At 71.4% G+C, this 19,982-nt stretch carries 15 protein-coding genes and 1 tRNA gene; 6 read left to right on the top strand and 10 right to left on the bottom strand.

The features are described from left to right. Positions 1-131 precede the first annotated feature (131 nt). On the top strand, positions 132-1,745 hold the full coding sequence (locus EIL87_RS15710) for an acyl-CoA dehydrogenase family protein (protein ID WP_407690543.1): 1,614 nt from the start codon (positions 132-134) through the stop codon (positions 1,743-1,745). 58 nt (positions 1,746-1,803) lie between these two features. Here the strand turns inward: EIL87_RS15710 and EIL87_RS15705 are convergent, their stop codons facing one another. The 3 genes from EIL87_RS15705 to eno form a co-directional block, all read right to left on the bottom strand. Next, positions 1,804-2,298, bottom strand: a complete 495-nt coding sequence (locus tag EIL87_RS15705) for a DUF501 domain-containing protein (RefSeq protein WP_407690547.1) — start codon at positions 2,296-2,298, stop codon at positions 1,804-1,806. A gap of 2 nt (positions 2,299-2,300) precedes the next feature. Continuing rightward, on the bottom strand, positions 2,301-2,768 hold the full coding sequence (locus tag EIL87_RS15700) for an FtsB family cell division protein (protein ID WP_125091292.1): 468 nt from the start codon (positions 2,766-2,768) through the stop codon (positions 2,301-2,303). Between the two features lie 72 nt (positions 2,769-2,840). Beyond that, positions 2,841-4,127 carry a phosphopyruvate hydratase gene (gene eno, locus EIL87_RS15695; RefSeq protein WP_125091291.1) on the bottom strand — a complete coding sequence of 429 codons (1,287 nt, stop codon included), beginning with the start codon at positions 4,125-4,127 and terminating at the stop codon, positions 2,841-2,843. A 317-nt stretch (positions 4,128-4,444) separates the two neighbouring features. On the opposite strand from eno, the gene EIL87_RS15690 reads away from it, so the two are divergent. Then, entirely contained in the window at positions 4,445-4,822 is a 378-nt protein-coding gene (locus tag EIL87_RS15690) for a tetratricopeptide repeat protein (RefSeq protein ID WP_125091290.1), read from the top strand. Positions 4,823-5,234: 412 nt separating this feature from the next. Here the strand turns inward: EIL87_RS15690 and EIL87_RS15685 are convergent, their stop codons facing one another. The 7 genes from EIL87_RS15685 to EIL87_RS15655 all read right to left on the bottom strand — a co-directional run bounded on the left by EIL87_RS15685 (position 5,235) and on the right by EIL87_RS15655 (position 14,777). Further along, complete coding sequence (locus EIL87_RS15685) at positions 5,235-6,047, bottom strand: lytic transglycosylase domain-containing protein (protein ID WP_233576281.1); 813 nt, start codon at positions 6,045-6,047, stop codon at positions 5,235-5,237. A 65-nt stretch (positions 6,048-6,112) separates the two neighbouring features. Continuing rightward, positions 6,113-6,865, bottom strand: a complete 753-nt coding sequence (locus tag EIL87_RS15680; protein ID WP_125091289.1) for a lytic transglycosylase domain-containing protein — start codon at positions 6,863-6,865, stop codon at positions 6,113-6,115. Further along, the gene (locus tag EIL87_RS15675; protein WP_125091288.1) at positions 6,858-7,847 is read right to left on the bottom strand and encodes a MazG family protein; all 990 of its coding nucleotides are present in this window, start codon (positions 7,845-7,847) and stop codon (positions 6,858-6,860) included. The genes EIL87_RS15680 and EIL87_RS15675 overlap by 8 nt, the downstream gene beginning before the upstream one ends. 66 nt (positions 7,848-7,913) lie before the next feature. Next, the gene (locus EIL87_RS15670; protein WP_233576280.1) at positions 7,914-8,843 is read right to left on the bottom strand and encodes a SurA N-terminal domain-containing protein; all 930 of its coding nucleotides are present in this window, start codon (positions 8,841-8,843) and stop codon (positions 7,914-7,916) included. Positions 8,844-9,301: 458 nt separating this feature from the next. Next, on the bottom strand, positions 9,302-12,886 hold the full coding sequence (mfd, locus tag EIL87_RS15665) for a transcription-repair coupling factor (protein WP_125091287.1): 3,585 nt from the start codon (positions 12,884-12,886) through the stop codon (positions 9,302-9,304). 146 nt (positions 12,887-13,032) lie between these two features. Continuing rightward, on the bottom strand, positions 13,033-13,626 hold the full coding sequence (locus EIL87_RS15660; protein ID WP_125091575.1) for a TetR/AcrR family transcriptional regulator: 594 nt from the start codon (positions 13,624-13,626) through the stop codon (positions 13,033-13,035). A gap of 182 nt (positions 13,627-13,808) precedes the next feature. Beyond that, entirely contained in the window at positions 13,809-14,777 is a 969-nt protein-coding gene (locus EIL87_RS15655) for an acyl-CoA desaturase (RefSeq protein WP_125091286.1), read from the bottom strand. Positions 14,778-15,276: 499 nt separating this feature from the next. On the opposite strand from EIL87_RS15655, the gene EIL87_RS15650 reads away from it, so the two are divergent. The 4 genes from EIL87_RS15650 (at position 15,277) to EIL87_RS15635 (ending at position 19,941) form a co-directional block, all read left to right on the top strand. Continuing rightward, positions 15,277-15,347: transfer RNA gene (locus tag EIL87_RS15650), tRNA-Gln, on the top strand. A 110-nt stretch (positions 15,348-15,457) separates the two neighbouring features. Further along, positions 15,458-17,188: a GGDEF domain-containing protein gene (locus tag EIL87_RS15645; protein ID WP_125091285.1), complete on the top strand. Its 1,731-nt coding sequence runs from the start codon at positions 15,458-15,460 to the stop codon at positions 17,186-17,188. Positions 17,189-17,431: 243 nt separating this feature from the next. After that, positions 17,432-18,958 (top strand): bifunctional UDP-N-acetylglucosamine diphosphorylase/glucosamine-1-phosphate N-acetyltransferase GlmU, encoded by a 1,527-nt coding sequence (gene glmU, locus EIL87_RS15640; protein ID WP_125091284.1) that lies wholly within the window; start codon positions 17,432-17,434, stop codon positions 18,956-18,958. Between the two features lie 11 nt (positions 18,959-18,969). Further along, on the top strand, positions 18,970-19,941 hold the full coding sequence (locus tag EIL87_RS15635) for a ribose-phosphate diphosphokinase (protein ID WP_233576279.1): 972 nt from the start codon (positions 18,970-18,972) through the stop codon (positions 19,939-19,941). The last annotated feature ends 41 nt before the right edge of the window (positions 19,942-19,982 follow it).

The raw sequence follows: 19,982 nt of genomic DNA, 5'->3' as shown, positions 1-19,982 counted from the left end.
CGCCGACCGGCGAACCGCCATGTTCACCCGACCGAGCCGCACGAACCCGCACGAACGACAGCCCGACGAATCCACCCGGAAACCGGTCGAGGCATTCATCTGGAGGGGCGGTCGAGCTTAGGCTCCTGACCATGACGCTCACCGACGAGCTGCGCGTGTTCAGCACTCACCAGGTCTCCAACCAGTCCTCGCCGCTGTCGGGCTTCGACCCACTCGCCTGCGACCCCGCGCTGGGCTCGGCGCTGACCCGCTACGCGGTCGGCGACCTCACCGCGCTCGCCCTGGAAGCCGGGTCGGCCGAAGCGCGCGAGCACGGCAGGCTCGCCGACGAGAACCCTCCCCAGCTGCGCACCCACGACCGCTACGGGAACCGCATCGACGAGGTCGAGTACCACCCGTCCTGGCACTGGCTGATGGAGCGGGCGATCGGCCACGGCTTGCACGCCGCGCCGTGGGCCCAGGGGCCCGGAGCCCACCTGCGCCGGGCAGCAGGCTTCTACCTGTGGTCGCAGGCGGAGGCCGGGCACGGCTGCCCGATCTCGATGACCTACTCCGCGGTGCCCGCGCTGCGCTGGTCCCCCGAGCTCGCCGCCGAGTTCGAGCCGAAGCTGACCGCGAGCGGCTACGAGTTCGGCCTGCGCGCACCGCAGGAGAAGTCGGCGCTGCTGGCGGGCATGTCGATGACCGAGAAGCAGGGCGGTTCCGACGTCCGCGCCAACACCACCACCGCCGAGCCGCTGGCCGACGGCACCTACCGGCTCATCGGGCACAAGTGGTTCACCTCGGCGCCGATGGACGACCTGTTCCTGACGCTGGCGCAGACCCAGAACGGGGTGAGCTGCTTCCTGGTGCCGCGAGTGCTGCCGGACGGCACCCGCAACGAGATCCGGCTGCAGCGGCTCAAGGACAAGCTGGGCAACAAGTCCAACGCCTCCTCCGAGATCGAGTACACCGGCGCCATCGGGCACCTCATCGGCGAGGAGGGCCGCGGCGTCCGCTGCATCATCGAGATGGTGTCGATGACCAGGCTCGACTGCGTGCTGGGCGCGGCTGCCAACGTCCGCATCGCGCTGTCCGAAGCCGCCCACCACGTGCAGCAGCGCAGCGCGTTCGGCGCGCGGCTGGCCGACCAGCCCCTGATGCAGCAGGTCGTCGCCGACCTGGCGCTGGAGTCGGAAGCGGCCACGACGCTGGCGATGCGGCTCGCCGCGGCCGTGGAGCAGGAGGAGCACGACCTGCTGCGGCTGGCGCTGCCGGCGACGAAGTTCTTCGTCTGCAAGCGCGCGCCCTACGTGGTGGCCGAGGCGCTGGAGTGCCTGGGCGGCAACGGTTACGTCGAGGAGTCCGGCATGCCGCGCCTCTACCGAGAGGCACCGCTGATGTCGATCTGGGAGGGCTCCGGCAACGTCACCGCCCTCGACCTGCTGCGCGCCCTGGCCAAGCAGCCGACGAGCCGGGAGGCGATCCTCGCCGAGCTCGACGCCGCGGCCGGCGAGAACGCGACCTACGACCACGCCGTGCACCGCGTGCGGGCGGAACTCGCCGATCCTCGGCCGGAGCGGGCACGTGCCCTGGCCGAGTCGCTGGCGCTGACGCTGCAGGCGTCGCTGCTCCAGCGCTACGCCCCGCCGTCGGTGTCGGACGCGTTCATCGCGACGCGCCTGGGCGAGCCCGGACGCACGTTCGGTTCCACGCCCATCGCCAACCCCAAGGCGCTCTTCGACCGCATCGCACCAGGTCAGTGAGGATGCTGGGTATCCCTCGCCCCGGGCGACCCAGGGGCGAGGGCCACCCGGCCGGACCTCAGCGGTTGATCAAGTAGCGGTGCTCGGGCCAGCGTTCGGCGATGAGCTCGAGGGCCTCGTCACCGAACGGGTTCACGCCCGGTCCCTTCGCGAGGGCGTGGGCGATGTGGACGTGCAGGCACTTGACGCGATCGGGCATGCCCCCGGCGCTGACGTCCGTGCCCAGCGACTCCAGCGCGTTCCGCTCGGCGAGGTAGGCCTCGTGGGCGCGCCGGTAGGCCGCGGCGAGCTCGGCATCGGTCGCGAGGCGGTCCTGCATCTCCTTCATCAGGCCCTCGGCCTCGAACGTCGAGGCGTGCGCCGTGAGATCGGGGGCCGTCAGGTAGTACAGCGTCGGGAACGGGGTGCCGTCCTCCAACCGCGGCCAGGTCTGCACGACCGTGGGCTCACCGGAGGCGTCACGTGCGGCGATCGCGTGCAGCCCTCGGGGCGGCCGTCCGAGCTGACGCCGGACGCACTCCCGGTCCGCCGCGCTGATCTGCGACGTTTCCACCGTCACGAATCCTTCCCCATCACCGAGTTCCAGATCTCCTCGTACCAGGGCACGCCGTCGTCACCGGGTGCCAGCGGAGGCGGCGCCGCCGGGGCCTGCGGCACCTGCACGATGTACGGCGTCTCGCCCGGCCGGACGTAGCCGAGCCGCGCCCGCGCCTCCGCCTCGACCTGCGCCGGATCGGAGAGCTCCTGCTTGCGCTGCTCGAGCTGGCGGACCTGGACCTCCAGCTCGGCCTGCTGCGCTTGCTGCGCAGCGAGCTCGTCGCGCTGGCTGAGGTAGGTGCGCAGCGGCACCGCCACGCTCAGCGCCATCACGCACACCAGCAGGGCCAGCACCGCCGCGCGGCGCGTCGAGGAGAGCTTGAACGCGCCGCCGGTGCTGGACTTCTGCCGGTTCGCCGGGCGTCGCTTCGCCACGCCCGGCGAACCGGTGGCCTTGCGCTGGGCCGGGGTCCGGCGGGCGCGCACCGGTCGGCGCGACGGCGGAACCTTCCGCTCGCCGCGTCCTCGCGGTTCGGACGCGCGCCCGGCCGGCACGGCTCAGCTCTCCGCGTTGAACCGCGGGAACGCCAGGTCACCCGCGTAGCGGGCGGCGTCGCCGAGGCCCTCTTCGATGCGCAGCAGCTGGTTGTACTTGGCAACCCGCTCGCTGCGCGCCGGAGCACCCGTCTTGATCTGGCCGCAGCCGGTGGCCACCGCCAGGTCGGCGATCGTGGTGTCCTCGGTCTCGCCGGAGCGGTGGCTCATCATGCTCTTGTAGCCGCAGGAGGTGGCCAGGCTGACCGCGTCCAGGGTCTCCGAGAGCGTGCCGATCTGGTTGACCTTGACCAGCAGCGCGTTGGCGACACCCTTGTTGATGCCGTCCTCCAGGCGCTCCGGGTTGGTGACGAACAGGTCGTCGCCCACCAGCTGGACCTTGTCGCCGACCTGCTTGGTCAGCTTGGCCCAGCCGTCCCAGTCGTCCTCGCTCAGCGGGTCCTCGATGGACACCAGCGGGTAGGCGTTGACGAGCTCCTGGTAGTACTCCGCCATCTGGTCGGCGGTGCGCTTGGACCCCTCGAAGTTGTAGGTGCCCTCGCTGAAGAACTCGGTGGCGGCCACGTCCAGGGCGAGCACGATGTCGCGGCCCAGCTTGTAACCGGCCTTGTCGATCGCGGTCGCGATCAGGTCCAGCGCCTCGCGGTTGTTGGGCAGGTCGGGGGCGAAACCGCCCTCGTCGCCCAGGCCGGTGGGCAGGCCCTTCGACTTCAGCACCGACTTCAGCGCGTGGTAGGTCTCCGCGCCCCAGCGCAGCGCGTCGGCGAAGGTGTCCGCACCGATCGGCGCGATCATGAACTCCTGGACGTCCACACCGGTGTCGGCGTGGGCACCACCGTTGAGGATGTTCATCATCGGCACCGGCAGCACGTGCGCGTTCGGGCCACCGATGTAGCGGAACAGCTCCAGCTCGGAAGCCTCGGCGGCGGCCTTGGCCACCGCCAGCGAGACGCCCAGGATCGCGTTGGCGCCCAGCCGGGACTTGGCCGGGGTGCCGTCGAGGTCCACCAGCTTCTGGTCGACCACGCGCTGCTCGGTGGCGTCCAGGCCGGTCAGCTCAGGGCCGATCTCGTCCAGCACGGCCGAGACGGCGTTCTCCACACCCTTGCCGCCGTAGCGGCCGGCGTCACCGTCGCGCAACTCGACGGCCTCGTGTTCGCCGGTCGAGGCGCCCGAGGGGACTGCCGCGCGGCTGAGCGTGCCGTCCTCCAATGCCACTTCGACCTCGACGGTGGGATTACCGCGCGAATCGAGGATCTCGCGGGCGCCGACCTGTTCGATGATCGCCACGTGTGCTCCTAACCAGCTTGGATCCATAGGACGGGAACAACCGCCACGACGTTCCCGCACGCCGCGAACCGGCCGTCCGCCCCGACAACCGCCTACGAGCCTAACCGGGCCCGTGCAGCGCTCGCCGCAGACTCGCGATGCCGTGATCTGCGCCGCTCGAACTGCACACCTGCTGTTCGCCCGCCGTTGACCTCCCCGGAGGTCACGGCACTTCCGACCTGGGGCGGACGGCGCCGCTGGGACCTCCTGGCACCTCCGCAAGTCCATCCGGTCGGACGTCTCGGAACAGCCGATCGCGGATTAACGTTGTCCGCGCCATGACGACAGAAGGCACCGTCGAAGCGTTCCGGCGAGCGGAGGAACTGCTCGCGCAACGCCGCCCGCTGGAAGCCCTCCGAGTCCTCGAACCCGTGGTCGACGTCGCCCAGGACAAGCCCTCCGTGCAGCTGCTGCTGGGGCGGGCGTACTTCTTCACGGCCCAGCTGAACCGCGCCGAACGGGCCTTCCGCCGCGTGCTGGAGTTCGACCCGTCCGACCACTACGCGCGCCTGGTGCTGGGACGCACCCTGCAACGCCAGGGCCGCCTCACCGAAGCCCGAGCTCAGATCCGCCTCGCCGCCACGATGAACCCGGACCCGGCGTACCAGGAAGCGCTGGGCGAGATCAACGCCCACATCGCCATCCGCTCCTCCTGACCCAGCAGCCCGGCGCCCGCCCACGGCCGCCTGGCCTGCCCGCGACGGCCTTCCGCCCCGGCGCTCCGCTCACGGCAGGCCCGCCCGCGACCGCCACTCCGCCGTGGCGGCGACGTCAGCCCTTCGACCTCGGGTTCCGGAATTCCGATCACCCAGGTGGTCCGTCCTGATCGCCGAGGTCCCTCCGTCTGGCCCGCCGCTGACGTGCACGCCGCGACTCACCGCCCGCGCCTTGATCGCGCAAGTTCGCGCAGCTCACCCCCAGCAGCGCTCCCAGTCCCCACCACGGCGCACTCCGCCTCCCAGCACTCCCATCCCCCCGTGCCAGCAGCGTCGACCCCGGTTCGCCCCGGTAGGTCCGATCACCGCGTTGGTCGGCGCACCGCCACCGGGCGAGCGCGCAGGGTGCCGGTCAGCGGCGGGGATTGCCTGCTGCGGCGTAGGTCTCGGCGAGGCCGTAGACCTTCTGGGCGTACTCGACGGAGTTGTTGTAGGACATGACGCCCTGCCACCAGCCCGAGCCGGTGGACATGTCACGACCGTTCGCGCACAGGTAGCGGGCGGCGGCGATGGCGGCGTCGTCGAGGTTCTGCGGGTCGCCGCGACCGTCGCCGCTGCCGTCCGTGGCCCACCTGCGCCAGGTCGACGGGATGAACTGCATCGGCCCGACCGCGCGGTCGTGCTCGACGTCGCCGTCCAGCGTTCCGCCGTCGCTGTCCGGGATCAACCGCACGTTGGGGCCGCCGTCGAGCTTGATGCCGATGATCGGCACCGAGGGCCGGGCGTCCTCGCGCAGCTGCCGGTGGCCGAAGCGGCCGTGGTTGGACTCGATGCGCCCGATGCCGGCCAGCGTGGTCCAGGAGACCCGGCAGCTCGGCTGGTGCTGGCGCATCACCAAGTCGGCGTTGACGTAGGAGACGACGGCGCGCGCCGGCAGGTCGACGACCGCGGAGACCTGGTTCGCCCACTCGCGCACCGGGTCCACCCCCGGCTGCGGCTGCGGCTGGACCTCCACCTGCGGGACTTCCACCGGCGGCGCGGCCGAGCCGGGCTCGACCTGCGCGGGCTTGGGGTCCTCGGGGCGCGGTGGCGCGGCCACTGGTGCCTTCGGCGGCGTTCCGAGGAGGTTGACCAGGGCGACGCCGACGACCATCGACGCCAGCAGGGAGACGGCCAGCGCGAGACGTCCGAGGGCCGCGAGCACCGTTGGCGAGGTCCTGATCACCCGCACAGGCTACTTGCAGGTAGCCCCGTGCTCCAGCACTTCAAGGCACCGACCACGGTGCGAGATCAGCCTTCGGCGGGCAGTGACCGGCTCGACCTGCCGTAGTGGTCGGCGTAGTCGAGGACCTCCTGGCCGTAGCTGCGGGACTGGTTGTAGTCCAGCAGCGCCGTCCAGAACCGGTCCCCGTCGCGCATGTCCTGGCCGACCGCGCACAGGTAGCGGGCCGCGGTCAGCGCTGCGTCGTCGAGGTCCTGCGGATCGGCGACACCATCACCGTCGGCGTCGGACTGGTACTCGCGCCACGTGGTCGGGATGAACTGGAGCGGCCCGACCGCCCGGTCCCACACCGGATCCCCGTCGAGCGCACCGCCGTCGGTGTCGTGGATCTGCTTGACGCCGGCGCTGCCGTCCAGCGGCAGACCGATGATCCGCGGGTGGGGTCGGGCGGTCTCGTCGAGCCGGGAACCGCCGTGCCTGCCGTGGCTGGACTCGACCGCACCGATGCCCGCCAGCACCGTCCAGCTCACCCCGCACCCAGCGGCGTCGGTGCCCACCGCCAGCTGCGCGTAGCCGTAGGCCTGCAGCGCCGCGCGCGGGATGTTGAGGCGGTCGGACATCCGCTCCGACCAGTCGGTCAGCTGCGCCTGCGGCCGCTGCGGCGCCCGGGCTCCTTCGGCGAGCAGCTGGACCGCGGGCGGATCGATGCCGGGGTCCGGCGGAGCCGACGCCGAGGGTGGTTCGAACGGCGTCGTGGGCTGCGGGGAGCAGGCGCCGAGGGCCAACAGCAGCGGCAGCGCCAGCAGCCGGCGGTCACGCATCGGACTGCGCGGGGTCGCTGAGCAGCTCGCGCCAGTCATCGGCGGTGAGCTCGGTGTTCCCGGCGTCGCGGGCGCGGCGTTCAGCGGCGCGGACGCGCGCGGCGAACTCCAGCGCCACGGTGCGCAGCGCGTCCTCCGGGTCGGTCCCGTGGAGCTTGCCCTGGGCCGCCAGCGCGAACAGCGCGGAGCCGGTGTCCGTGCCGGAAGGCATGGCCTCCAGCGGAATTCCGGCGCGAAGGGCCCGCTGCGTGAGCTTGGCCGCCAGCGCCACCGCCGGCTGCCCCAGCGCGACACCGTCCACGATGGACTCGCGCTGCTTCTCCTGCTGCTTCAGCTCTTCCCAGCGCACGTGCTGCGACTCGGTGTCGGTCACGGTGGTGTCGTCGGCGAAGACGTGCGGGTGCCTGCTGACGAGCTTGCTGACCAGACCTGCCGCGACGGTGTCGATGCCGAACGGGTCATCGGCGTCCTCGGCGGCGACCCTGGCGTGGAAGAGGACCTGCAGCAGCACGTCGCCGAGCTCCTCGCGCAGCGCTTCGCGGTCCTTCTCGGCGATCGCGTCGAGCAGTTCGTAGGTCTCCTCGACGAGGTACTGGCGCAGCGACTCGTGGTCCTGCTCGGCGTCCCAAGGGCAGCCGCCGGGAGAGCGGAGCCGGTCCATCACGGTGACCGCGTCCAGCAGCTCGACCCCGGCGGGCGCGGGCGCGGCGACCACGACGGCACCCGCGGCGCGCAGCGCTTCCACGGAGGCGTCCACCTCGCCGGCGATCAGCACGACGGGCGAGGTGGTCGCGCGCACGAGGAGGTCATCGGGGGCTTCCGGCGCCTCCAGCGCAGCCTTGGTCGCGGTCGACAACCCGGCGTGCGCGTAGACCTCGTCGGCCTTGCGGACCAGCGGCAACGCGGCGGCGGGCAGGGCCTCGCCGAGCCGGTCGTCGACCAGGACGATCGCAGTGCCTTCAGCCACCCGGAACTCGCTCATACCGCGATTGTCCCAACCGCGGCACGCCGGGGTTCAGCGACGTTCCCCACACCGCGGCGGTTCTCGTCAGGCGCCTGAGGAACCCTGCGGTTCGATGCGGAAACCGGTGGTCTCGTCCTCGTTGGGCACCGGCCGCAGTTCCAGGGGGTCCCACACGCCGTAGCGGGGGCTGAGCACGACCCCGACGCGGTCGGCGGTGGTGCCCAGCAAGAAGCTGCCGACGCCCTGCAGCGTCTGGTCGTCCACCCCACCGGCCGGGTTCGGCACGGGCGCCGCCTTCCGCTCCCGGACGAGCGCGACCAGCCACTGCCCGGAGTTCGGTTCGGGCTCGAAGGCCAGGACCGTGCCCGGCTCGGCGCTGAACAGCGGCGTCGAGGCGGCGAGCTTCGGGCTGTCAACGGCCCGCAGGTGCTGTCCCGCCGCGGCCGGCAGGCCCGCCCCGGCGTCGGCCGCGATCAGCTCGCGCACCGCCGCGTCGCCCTGCGCCATCTGGTGGGCCTTGCGCTCGGCCTCGGCGCGGGTGGTGGCCTGGGTGAAGTCGAAGGTGACCGCGAGCCCGTCGAAGTAGCGGCGGCCCAGCTCGGTCACCAGCGCCTCGGTCCGGGCCATCTCGTGCAGGTTGCCGGGCGTGAAGATCTTGCCCTCGGTGGCTTGCGGACCGCCCCACTGGTTGATCATGTCTGTGATCTGCTGCTCCGACACGGTGATCCCGTTCTCCCGCGCGGCCTGCTCGGCGAGCTCCTGGCGCACCAGCTGCCCGGCCAGCGTCCGCCCGAGCTCGTCGTACTGGCCCTGCTGCCGCAGCTGCGGCTTCAGCTCCGGCTCCTTGGCCAGCACCTCGGAGAACCAGGTCTGCACCTCGGCCACCGGGATCCGCTGGTCACCCACGATCGCGGCGGACCCCGCCTCGCCAGGCCCCGACCCACAACCCGACAACAGCACACCGGCAACGGCGAGAGAGGCGAACAAGCGGCCACGGCGCAGCGAGATCGTCACGCGGGCACCCTCTCACGAAGTCACCCTGAGATGAAGCCACAACACTGTCCGGAGTCGCCATTTCGCCACCGCGAAGGCCTGACACACCCTGCAGAACCGAGCCGTGCGCCTCGAGCTCACATCCCGCGCGACATCGCCCCGCTCGGACCCGACACGCACGAAACCGCCGCGACGCCCCGGCGAGTGCACCCTGGTCAACCGCCGAGCCGGACATGTCGTGCCCACACCCCGCGCGGACGCTCGTCACCGGGACGAACGACATTGCGCGCGACGTTGCCGCCCTTCCACCCGACACGCGCGGACCACCGCGGCACCCCGGCGAGTGGTCCCCGGTCAACGCCGAGCGTGCGCACCTCCCGCGCAGGAGGTGGTTGCCGGGAGTAACGACATTGCGCGCGAGATGTCGTTACCCGAGCGAAGGTTCGCCCGGGCCCGGCCCGCGCCCCGGCCGTGGGGGGTCAGGCGGGGGCCGGGGTGGTGGTGAGGGTTTCCAGGAAGTCGGTGCACCAGTCGAGGAGGGCGTCGTCGCGGAGCGGCGGGGCTCCCATCCGCCCACCGGCCGCGCCCTCGGTGGGGCGCGGGAGGGAGACGGTGCGCATGGCCGGCTTGTAGACCGCCTTCGGGTGCAGGCGCTTGAGCCGGACCTGCTTCGAGTCCGGGAGTTCCAGCGGGGCGAAGCGCAGCGACGAGCCCTGCAACGTCACCTCGCGGACCCCGTGCTCGCGGCAGATCTGGCGGAACCGGGCCACCTTGAGCAGCCGCTCGACCGGCTCGGGCAGCTGCCCGTAGCGGTCGGTGAGCTCGGCGCGCACCGCCTCCAGGTCGTCGGGATCCGCCGCGGCGGCCAGCTTCCGGTAGGCCTCCAGGCGCAGCCGCTCGCCGGGCACGTAGTCGTGCGGGATGTGCGCGTCGACGGGCAGGTCCACCCGCACGTCGGTCAGCTCCTCCTCGCCCTCGGCGGGCTCGGCACCGGCGTGCTTGCGGAACGCGTCGACGGCCTCCCCGACCAGCCGGACGTACAAGTCGAAGCCGACGCCGGCGATGTGCCCGGACTGCTCGGCGCCGAGGATGTTGCCCGCCCCGCGGATCTCCAGGTCCTTCATCGCCACCGCCATGCCGGCACCCAGCTCGGAGTTCTGCGCGATGGTCGCCAGTCGGTCGTGCGCGGTGTCGGTCAGCGGCTTCTCCGGCGGGTACAGGAAGTACGCGTAGCCGCGCTCCCGCGCCCGGCCGACGCGCCCGCGCAGCTGGTGCAGCTGGGCGAGACCCAGCATGTCGGAGCGGTCCACGATCAGCGTGTTGGCGTTGGAGATGTCCAGGCCGGTCTCGATGATCGTGGTGCACACCAGCACGTCGTGCTCGCGTTCCCAGAAGCCCTGGATGATCTTCTCCAGGCGGTCCTCGTTCATCTGCCCGTGGGCGGTGACGATCCGCGCCTCCGGCACGAGTTCGCGCAGCTGGCGAGCCGCCTTCTCGATGTCGCTGACGCGGTTGTGCACGAAGAAGACCTGGCCGTCGCGCAGCAGCTCGCGGCGGATCGCCGCGGCCACCTGCTTCGGGTCGTAGGCGCCGACGTAGGTCAGCACCGGGTGCCGCTCCTCCGGCGGGGTCAGGATGGTCGACATCTCGCGGATGCCCGCCATGCTCATCTCGAGCGTGCGCGGGATCGGCGTCGCCGACATGGTCAGCACGTCGACGTGGGTGCGCAGCGCCTTGATGTGCTCCTTGTGCTCGACGCCGAAGCGCTGCTCCTCGTCGACGATCACCAGACCCAGGTCCTTGTACCGGACCCCGGTCTGCAGCAGCCGGTGCGTGCCGATGACGATGTCGACCTCGCCGTCGGCCAGGCCCTTGATCGTCTGCTCGGACTCGAGCGGGTCGGTGAACCGGGACAGCCCCTTGACGTTGACCGGGAACGAGCGCATCCGGTCGGTGAAGGTGCTCAGGTGCTGCTGGGCGAGCAGCGTCGTCGGCACCAGCACGGCGACCTGCTTGCCGTCCTGCACGGCCTTGAACGCCGCGCGGACCGCGATCTCGGTCTTCCCGTAGCCGACGTCACCGCAGATCACCCGGTCCATCGGCACCGAGCGCTGCATGTCCCCCTTGACCTCGTCGATGGCGGCGAGCTGGTCGCCGGTCTCGGTGTAGGGGAACGCGTCCTCCAGCTCGCGCTGCCACGGCGAGTCCTCGCCGAAGGGGTGGCCGGGCGAGGACTGCCGGGCGGCGTAGAGCTGGACGAGCTCGGCGGCGATCTCCTTGACCGCCTTGCGCGCCTTGGCCTTGGTGTTCTTCCAGTCCGACCCGCCGAGCTTGTTCAGCGTCGGCACCTCGCCACCCACGTAGCGGGTGACCTCGTCGAGCTGGTCGGTCGGCACGAACAACCGGTCGCCGGGCTGGCCGCGCTTGCTGGAGGCGTACTCCAGCACCAGGTACTCGCGGGTCGCGCCGCCGACCGTGCGCTGCACCATCTCGACGTACTTGCCGATGCCGTGCTGCTCGTGGACCACGTAGTCGCCGGTCTTGAGCGCCAGCGGGTCCACGGCGTTGCGGCGGCGGGACGGCATCCGCCGCATGTCCTTGGTGGAGGTCCCGTGCCGACCGCCGGTCAAGTCCGCTTCGGTGAGCACGACCAGCGCGATCTCCGGCGCGACGAATCCGTCCTCGAGACCGCCGCGCACGACGGTCACCACACCGGGGGCGGGTTCCTCGGTGAGGCCGTGCTCGGCCAGCGAGGCGGGCAGCTCGGCCTCGCGCAGCTGCTGCACGGCGCGCTGCGCGGTGCCGCCACCGGCCACCACCAGCACCGCCGCGCCGCCCGAGGCGGTGTGCGCGCGCAGGTCGGTGTAGGCGCGCTCGATCTCGCCGCGGTAGGCCTCGGGCTGCTTGAGGGTCAACCGGACGACCTCGTCGTCTTCGCCCTCCTCGCTGGTCAGCTGGGTCAGCGGCCACCAGGGCAGGCCGAGGGCGCGGGTGTGCTCGGCGACCTCGGCGAGGCTGCGGTAGGCCGAGGCCCCCAGGTCGATGGGTGCCTTGCCGCCGTCGGCGGCGACCATCCAGGACGCCTCGAGGAACTCCTGCCCGGTGCGCACCAGGTCGGCCGCGCGGGCGTGGATCTTCTCCGGGTCGGCCGGGACCACGTGCGTGCCCGCCGGGACGAGGTCGCTGAGCAGCTGCATCTCGCCCTCGCACAGCGCGGGGATGAGCGCTTCCATGCCCTCGACCGGGGCGCCACCGGCGATCTTGCCCAGCATCTCCGACAGCTGCGAATCGGCCTGGTGCTGCTCGGCGAGCTTGGTGGCACGCTCGGCGACCTGCTCGGTGATCAGCAGCTCGCGGCACGCCGGGGCGGCCAGGTCGGTGTCGGTGGCCTCGGGCAGCGAGCGCTGGTCGGCGACCGAGAACGGGCGGATCTCGGTGACCTCGTCGCCCCAGAACTCCACCCGCAGCGGGTGCTCCTCGGTGGGCGGGAACACGTCGACGATGCCACCGCGCACGGCGAACTCACCGCGCTTCTCGACCATGTCGACCCGCTCGTAGGCCAGGCCCGCCAGGCGTTCGACGGTCTCCTGGAAGTCGACCTCGTCCCCCACCGACAGCCGCACCGGGCGGAGTTCGCCGAGGTCGGGCGCGATCGGCTGGATGAGGCTGCGGACCGTGGTGACCAGCACCCGGATCCGCCCGCACGGGTGTTCCTCGGGGTGGGCGAGCCGCCGCAGCACCGACAACCTGCGGCCCACGGTGTCGGCGCGCGGCGACAGGCGCTCGTGCGGCAGCGTCTCCCAGGACGGGAAGACCTCGACGCAGTCCGGTCCGAGCAGGTCGGCGGTCGCGGCCGCGGCCTCCTCGGCCTCCCGGCCGGTGGCGGTGACCAGCAGCACCGTGCGATCGGCGCCCGCGGACAGCGCGGCGGCGGTCAGCGGGCGCGCTGCGGCCGGGCCCTCCACGACGAGGCGAGGGCTGTCCGCGGCGTCGACCAGGCGCCGCAGAGCGGGATCGCGCAGCACGTTGTCGAGCAGTCCGCGCAGGGGACCGGCCTGGCTCATGGAGCAACCTCGCAGCGGAGAAGAGCGAATGCGGACACACCTCTGCCCAGGATCACGGGCCGGAGGCGGCTACCACTCAGCGGTGGGAACTCCAGACTACGACTCACCCACGACAGCGACACGCCACCCCGTTGCTGGGCAGCAGGTCACCGGGTCATCGGCTTGGGCTTGTGCTCCAGCCCGGACAAGCCGTTCCAGGCGAGGTTGACCAGGTGCGCGGCGACCTCTTCCTTCTTGGGCTTGCGCGCCTCCAGCCACCACTGCCCGGTCAGCGCGACCATGCCCACCAGGGCTTGGCTGTACAGCGGCGCGAGCTTCGCGTCGTAGCCGCGAGCGGTGAACTGCAGCCCGAGGATGTGCTCGACCTGGCTGGCGATGTCGTTGAGCAGGCTCGAGAAGGTGCCGCTGCTGCTGGCCACCGGCGAGTCCCGCACCAGCACGCGGAAGCCGTCGGTGTTCTCGTCGATGTAGTCGACCAGCGCGTGCGCGGCTTGTTCCAGCAGCACCTTGGGGTGCCCGGCGTCCAGGGCGGAGACGATCAGGTCGAGCAGGTCGCGCATCTCGCGGTCGACCACGACCGCGTACACGCCTTCCTTGCCGCCGAAGTGCTCGTAGACCACCGGCTTGGAGACCCCGGCGCGGTGGGCGATCTCCTCGATGGAGGTGCCGTCGAAGCCCTTCTCGGCGAACAGCGCGCGAGCCACGTCGAGCAGTTGCTGCCGTCGTTCCTTGCCCGTCATCCGGGCGCGCGGCGTCCGAGCCGGAGCCCGCGTCGGCGCCACCGGTTCGGGCGCGTTCCGCCCGCGTCTCCGTCCTGCCACTCGACCCACCCTAGGTGAAGGACCAGCACCGGAGGCGCAGGCCCGGAACGAACGAGGTGCCCGTGCGGTGATCACCGCACGGGCACCTGCGTGCGAAGCGGTCAGGCCTTGTAGTCGGTGACCGCGATGCGCGCCAGGCGCTTCTCGTTGGGCCAGCGGACCTTCCAGGCCCAGCCCAGCTTCTCGAAGAACCAGATCGTCCGCGCCGAGATGTCCAGCTGGCCGCGCAGCACGCCGTGCCGCGCGCAGGTCGGGTCGGCGTGGTGCGAGTTGTGCCAGGACTCACCGAAGGACAGGATCGCCAGCGGCCAGAAGTTGGCCGCCTTGTCCCGGCTCTTGAACGGGCGCTCGCCGATCATGTGGCAGATCGAGTTCACCGACCAGGTCACGTGGTGCAGCAGCGAGACGCGGACCAGACCCGCCCAGAAGAAGGCGGTCACACCGCCCCACACCGACCAGGTGATGAGGCCGCCGAGGATGCCCGGCAGCACCAGGCTCAGCGCGGTCCACAGCGGGAACAGCTTGTCGATGCGCACCAGTTCCGCGTCCTTGCGCAGGTCCGGTGCGAAGCGGTCGTGGTTGGTGAGGTCGCGCTCGAACAGCCAGCCCATGTGGGAGTACCAGAAGCCCTTGGCGAGGGCGGCGGGCGAGGATCCGAAGCGCCACGGGGAGTGCGGGTCGCCGTCGCGGTCGGAGTAGGCGTGGTGCCTGCGGTGGTCGGCGACCCAGGTGATCACCGGCCCCTGCACCGCCATCATCCCGGCGATGGCGAGCGCGATCTTGACGCCGCGGTTGGCCTTGAACGATCCGTGCGTGAAGTAGCGGTGGAACCCGACGGTCACGCCCAGTCCGGAGAAGACGTAGAAGACAGCGGCCAAGCCGATGTCGACCCAGCCCAAACCCCAGCCCCAGGCGGCGGGAACCGCCAGCAGTAGTGCCGCGAAGGGGACCAGGACGAACACGTACACCGACAGGTGCCCGATCATCGGGCGCTGCCCCTCGGTCAGCGGCTTGGGTCCGGACTCACGACTGGGTTGAGGCGGGGTCACCGACTCGGTTGCTGCAGTCATGCTCGATACCTCGAATGCTTGAGGAGGTGGGAAAACGTCGGTCCGAAGACCGATGTCACGGCCTCGCAACACCTCCACCCTACGGGACCGTAACCTACGCTAGCGTAAGTTGTTCGATGCGAAATCGTCACCCCTCACCGGAAAAAAGCGGCGTGTCGCCGCTTTCCGGGCGTGTCGTGATTTCTGCGTTCACCCGATCGTTGGCAGGTCACCGTGCAACCGGAGCCAGTTGATCTCCGTCTCCCCGGTGTGCCTGCCCAGAACCAGCCGTGCGGGATCCCGAGCCTCAGCCCCCGGCTTCCAGCGGCCCCGCGACCTCAACGGCGGCAACCCCTCGCTCCGCCCTGCCGCCCTCGTCCCGCGCAGGGACCCGGCCGCGCCGGCACGGCCGGCAGCGCGACGATCTCGGCCGGGTGCGACCGGCCGTTGTCACCGCCCGGTAAGCTCACCCTGCGGCGCCGGCGCGCAACGCCCGGTTCCGGGGGCCCGACGCGCCCGATCCGCCGTGGTGTAAAGGCAGCACCTCGGATTTTGGTTCCGATGGTCCAGGTTCGAATCCTGGCGGCGGAGCGAGCAGCCCTCCCGGGCCCGATGCGGTACGCGGCGACGCGCACCGCCCGGGCCACCCGGGGGCCAAGGTGAACAGGGGGTGTGCGCCGCTGCGCGACCACACTGCCGCCGTGCGCGAAGATCCGGTGACCACGCTGGGCGAGGTGTCCGACGCGTGGTTGGTCGGTCGTGCCCGCGAACTGAACGCGGTCGGCCAGCACAGCGACCCGGCCGGCCAGACCAACACGATCCGCGAGGCCGACAACCTGCTGGCCGAGGCCCAGCGCCGGGGTGAACCGCGCATCGTCGCCCAGCTCCTGCGCCACTGCGCCGCCATGCGGCTGACCACCTCCGAGCTGCTGGCCAGCGCCGACGAACTGCTGGACGAGCTGCTCAGCCACACCAAGCGCCACGGCCTCGAAGTGCTGCAGGCCGACGCGCACGCGCTGCGCGGCCGGCGCGCGCTGCTGGTCGGCGCCGAGGACAACGCGCTCACCGAGGTCGCCCACGGCCTGGCGATGCTCGACGAGGAGCTGGCCCCCGACCGCACGCTCGGCCGCCGCTCCTGGGAACGCCTGCTGGCCACGTCGCTGATCGACATCGGCCTGGTGCTCACCCAACTCGGCGTCTACGAGATGGCCGACGAGGTGATGGCCCGCGCCCACCAGCGGATCCGCGAGAGCGGCGGACCGCACGAGATCGCCGTGCACATGATCAACCGCTGCCGGATGCAGCTGGGCTGGGGCCTGCGGCTGGAGCGCGTCGGCCTGCAGGACGAGGCCGCCAGCCAGTTCTCCACCGCCTCCGCGCTGGCCGTGGCCGTGGAAGGGCCGTGGCGGGAGTCGCTGTTCCCGCGCGTGTCGAACCGGACCGCCGCCGAGCAGATGCCGGTGCTGGGTGCCGCGCACGCGCTGGCCTCGCCGTCGGCCGAGCACATCACGCGTCTCGAGGAGATGCGCCACCTCGACCGCTCGATGCACCCGCGCGAGCAGATCATCATGGCCATCGCGCTGTCCCGCTGCCTGGTGCGCGGGGACCACCTCGACGATGCGGTGCGGGTGCTCTCGGAGACCTTGACCAGCCTCAGCCACGACACCTCCGAGCCGACCCTGCGGATCTCGCTGGCCCGCGAGTTCGCGCTCATCACCGAACTCGCGCCGGACCGCCCCCGGGACGCGCTGCGCGACTACGCGCTGGAGCTGGAGACCGAGCTGTGGGCGATGCGCGAGGCGCGCGTGTCGACCCTCGCCACCCGCCTGGAGAACTCCCGGCTGAGCCACAAGCACGACGCCATCACCCGCCAGGCCCGCGAGGACCCGCTGACCGGGCTGTCCAACCGGCGCGCGCTCGACGACCGGCTGGAGACCCTGCTCGGCTCCCCCGAGGTGCAGCCCCTGGCGGTCGCGCTGGTCGACCTGGACGGCTTCAAGGGCGTCAACGACCGCTGTTCGCACGCCGAGGGCGACGACGTGCTGCGCACCGTGGCCCGCAACCTGCGCGACACGCTGCGCACCGACGACTTCGTGGCGCGCTACGGCGGTGACGAGTTCGTGGTGCTGCTGCCGGGCGCGACGCTGAGCGCGGCCGAGCAGGCGCTGAACCGGACGGTCGAGGCCGTCGACCACCTGCCGCCGGAGGTCTCGCGCGGGGTGACGCTGTCGATCGGCGTCGTCGCGATGCGGCCGCAGGAGTCGGCGGCGCAGGTCCTCGCCCGCGCGGACGCGGCGATGTACCAGGCGAAGCGCAACGGTGGGAACCGCGTCGCAGCACTCTCCGGAGTCGGCGACACCGCTGAGACTCCCCCGGTCGAGCAGCGCTCCGAGATCGATCAAGCTGTGTGGATCCCGCCGGACGCGCGCTGAGCGGACCTGCCCACGAACCGACGCATGATCACGTTCCCCCAGCTAGGGGCGGGTTTCCTCCGCCGCCGCCCGACCGAACGGCGGTACCATCGCAGCTGCCGCTCGAAGGGCAGGGGCACCGGAGGTAGGGGGCGGCCGGGCCGGTTACCCTTCACCCGCTTGGACGCACACAGGCACGTCGGTCGGCGCCGAGGCCACGGACCCTCGGCAGGCCGTCTTTCTAGAGATCAAGGGAGAGCGCTGATGCTCCAGGGCGACAACGCCCAGCCCTCCTCTCAGCGCGCTGCAGCGCACCCGGGACCGGTCAGCACGGTCGTGCTGGCGGCCGGGGAGGGCACCAGGATGCGATCGGCGACACCGAAGGTGCTGCACCGGCTCGCCGGGCGCCCCCTCGTGGAACACGCCGTCCGCGCCGCCGCCGGAGCCGATCCGGACCAGCTCGTCGTCGTCCTCGGACACGGCCGCGACGAGGTCGCGGAGCACCTGAGCTCGGTCTCCGAGGCGCTCGGCCGACCGATCACCACCGCGCTCCAGGAAGAGCAGCTGGGCACCGGCCACGCCGTGTCCTGCGGGCTCTCCGAGCTGCCCGACGGGCTCACCGGAACGGTGCTGGTCAGCTACGGCGACGTGCCGCTGCTCGACGCCGACACGCTGCGCGCGATGCTGGCCGAGCACACGGAGTCGGGCAACGCCGTCACCGTGCTCACCTCGGTCGTCGACGACCCGACCGGGTACGGGCGGATCACCCGCGACGCCGACGGCCGGGTCACCGGCATCGTCGAGCAGAAGGACGCCACGCCGGAGCAGGCGGCGATCACCGAGATCAACTCGGGTGTCTACGCCTTCGACGCCGAGGTCCTCACCGGCGCGCTCAAGCGCCTGTCCACCGACAACGCCCAGGGCGAGCTCTACCTGACCGACGTGCTGTCCATCGCCCGCGGCGACGGGCGTGACGTCGGCACGCTGATCTGCTCCGACCCGTGGTTGGTCGAGGGCGTCAACGACCGGGTGCAGCTGTCCCGGCTCGGCGCCGAGCTCAACCGCCGGCTGGTCACGCACTGGATGCGCGAGGGCGTCACCGTCCTCGACCCGTCCTCGGTCTGGCTGGACTGCGACGTGACCCTGGCCCGCGACGTGACGCTGGAGCCGGGCGTGCAGCTGCGCGCCGGCACCACCGTCGGCGAGGGCGCGACGGTCGGGCCGGACACCACCCTGACGGGCTGCACGGTCCACCCCGGCGCCTCGGTGGTGCGCACGCACGGCGAGGGCGCGGAGGTCGGCCCGAACGCCAGCGTCGGTCCCTTCGCCTTCCTGCGGCCCGGCACCTCGCTGGGCACGAAGGGCAAGATCGGCACCTTCGTCGAGACCAAGAACGCCACCATCGGCAACGGCACCAAGGTGCCGCACCTGAGCTACGTGGGTGACGCGACGATCGGGGAGCAGTCGAACATCGGCGCCGCGACCGTCTTCGTCAACTACGACGGTGTGAACAAGCACCACACCAAGATCGGATCACACTCCCGGACCGGTGCCGACAACATGTTCGTCGCACCGGTGGAGATCGGCGACGGTGCCTACACCGCCGCCGGTTCGGTGATCACCCAGGATGTCCCCCCGGGCGCGATGGCAGTCGCCCGCGGGAGGCAACGCAACATCGACGGCTGGGTGGCCAAGCGCCGCCCGGGCACCGCCGCCGACCAGGCCGCACAGCGGGCCAAGGGCAATGAACCGACCGATGACGCAGAGACGTCGAACGGGGAGGGACGATGACCGTGAGTGCCATGTCTGCGACCCCGAAGAAGAGCCTCAAGCTCTTCTCCGGCCGCAGCCACCCGGAACTTGCCGAGGAGGTGGCCAAGCAGCTCGACGTGACGGTCACGCCCCAGGCCGCGTACCAGTTCGCCAACGGCGAGATCTTCGTGCGCTACGACGAGTCCGTGCGTGGCTGCGACGCGTTCGTGATCCAGTCGCACTGCACTCCGCTCAATGACGCGATCATGGAGCAGCTGATCATGGTGGACGCGCTCAAGCGCGCCAGCGCCAAGCGCATCACCGTGGTCATCCCGTTCTACGGCTACGCCCGTCAGGACAAGAAGCACAAGGGTCGCGAGCCGATCTCGGCCCGCCTGATGGCGGACCTGTTCAAGACCGCCGGCGCGGACCGGATCATGGTCGTGGACCTGCACACCGACCAGATCCAGGGCTTCTTCGACGGCCCGGTCGACCACCTGATGGCGCAGAAGCTGCTCGCCAGCTACATCAGCGAGACCTACTCCGACCAGAACATCACCGTCGTCTCCCCGGACTCCGGTCGCGTTCGCGTCGCCGAGAAGTGGGCCGACGACCTGGGTGGCACGCCGCTGGCGTTCATCCACAAGACCCGCGACCCCAGCAAGCCGAACCAGGTCGTCGCCAACCGCGTGGTCGGTGACGTCGAGGGCCGGCTGTGCGTGCTGGTCGACGACATGATCGACACCGGCGGCACCATCACCAAGGCCACCGAGCAGCTGCTCGCGGCCGGTGCCAGCGACGTCATCATCGCCTCCACCCACGCCGTGCTCTCCGGCCCGGCCGTGGAACGGCTGTCGAGCTGCGGCGCCAAGGAGGTCGTGCTGACCAACACGCTCCCGATCCCGGAGGAGCGCCGGTTCGAGAACCTCACGGTCCTGTCGATCGCCCCGCTCGTCGCGGAAGCGATCCACCAGGTCTTCGAGGACGGCTCGGTCACCAGCCTCTTCGACGGCCGCGCCTGATCTCATCGCTCCCGGACTCGCGCTGCTCAGCGGAGCGGGTG

It is taken from the genome of Saccharopolyspora rhizosphaerae, assembly GCF_003931915.1.
GTDB lineage: Bacteria > Actinomycetota > Actinomycetes > Mycobacteriales > Pseudonocardiaceae > Saccharopolyspora > Saccharopolyspora rhizosphaerae.
Note: the sequence above shows the minus strand (reverse complement) of the source record. Positions and strands in the feature narration are given on the sequence as shown.

Bases quoted from the DNA above. Each gene is read 5' to 3' on its own strand.
- EIL87_RS15710 (WP_407690543.1), top strand. From the start codon at position 132: ATGACGCTCACCGACGAGCTGCGCGTGTTCAGCACTCACCAGGTCTCC.
- EIL87_RS15690 (WP_125091290.1), top strand. From the start codon at position 4,445: ATGACGACAGAAGGCACCGTCGAAGCGTTCCGGCGAGCGGAGGAACTG.
- EIL87_RS15680 (WP_125091289.1), bottom strand. From the start codon at position 6,865: ATGCGTGACCGCCGGCTGCTGGCGCTGCCGCTGCTGTTGGCCCTCGGC.
- EIL87_RS15675 (WP_125091288.1), bottom strand. From the start codon at position 7,847: ATGAGCGAGTTCCGGGTGGCTGAAGGCACTGCGATCGTCCTGGTCGAC.
- mfd (WP_125091287.1), bottom strand. From the start codon at position 12,886: ATGAGCCAGGCCGGTCCCCTGCGCGGACTGCTCGACAACGTGCTGCGC.
- EIL87_RS15660 (WP_125091575.1), bottom strand. From the start codon at position 13,626: ATGACGGGCAAGGAACGACGGCAGCAACTGCTCGACGTGGCTCGCGCG.
- EIL87_RS15655 (WP_125091286.1), bottom strand. From the start codon at position 14,777: ATGACTGCAGCAACCGAGTCGGTGACCCCGCCTCAACCCAGTCGTGAG.
- glmU (WP_125091284.1), top strand. From the start codon at position 17,432: ATGCTCCAGGGCGACAACGCCCAGCCCTCCTCTCAGCGCGCTGCAGCG.
- EIL87_RS15635 (WP_233576279.1), top strand. From the start codon at position 18,970: ATGTCTGCGACCCCGAAGAAGAGCCTCAAGCTCTTCTCCGGCCGCAGC.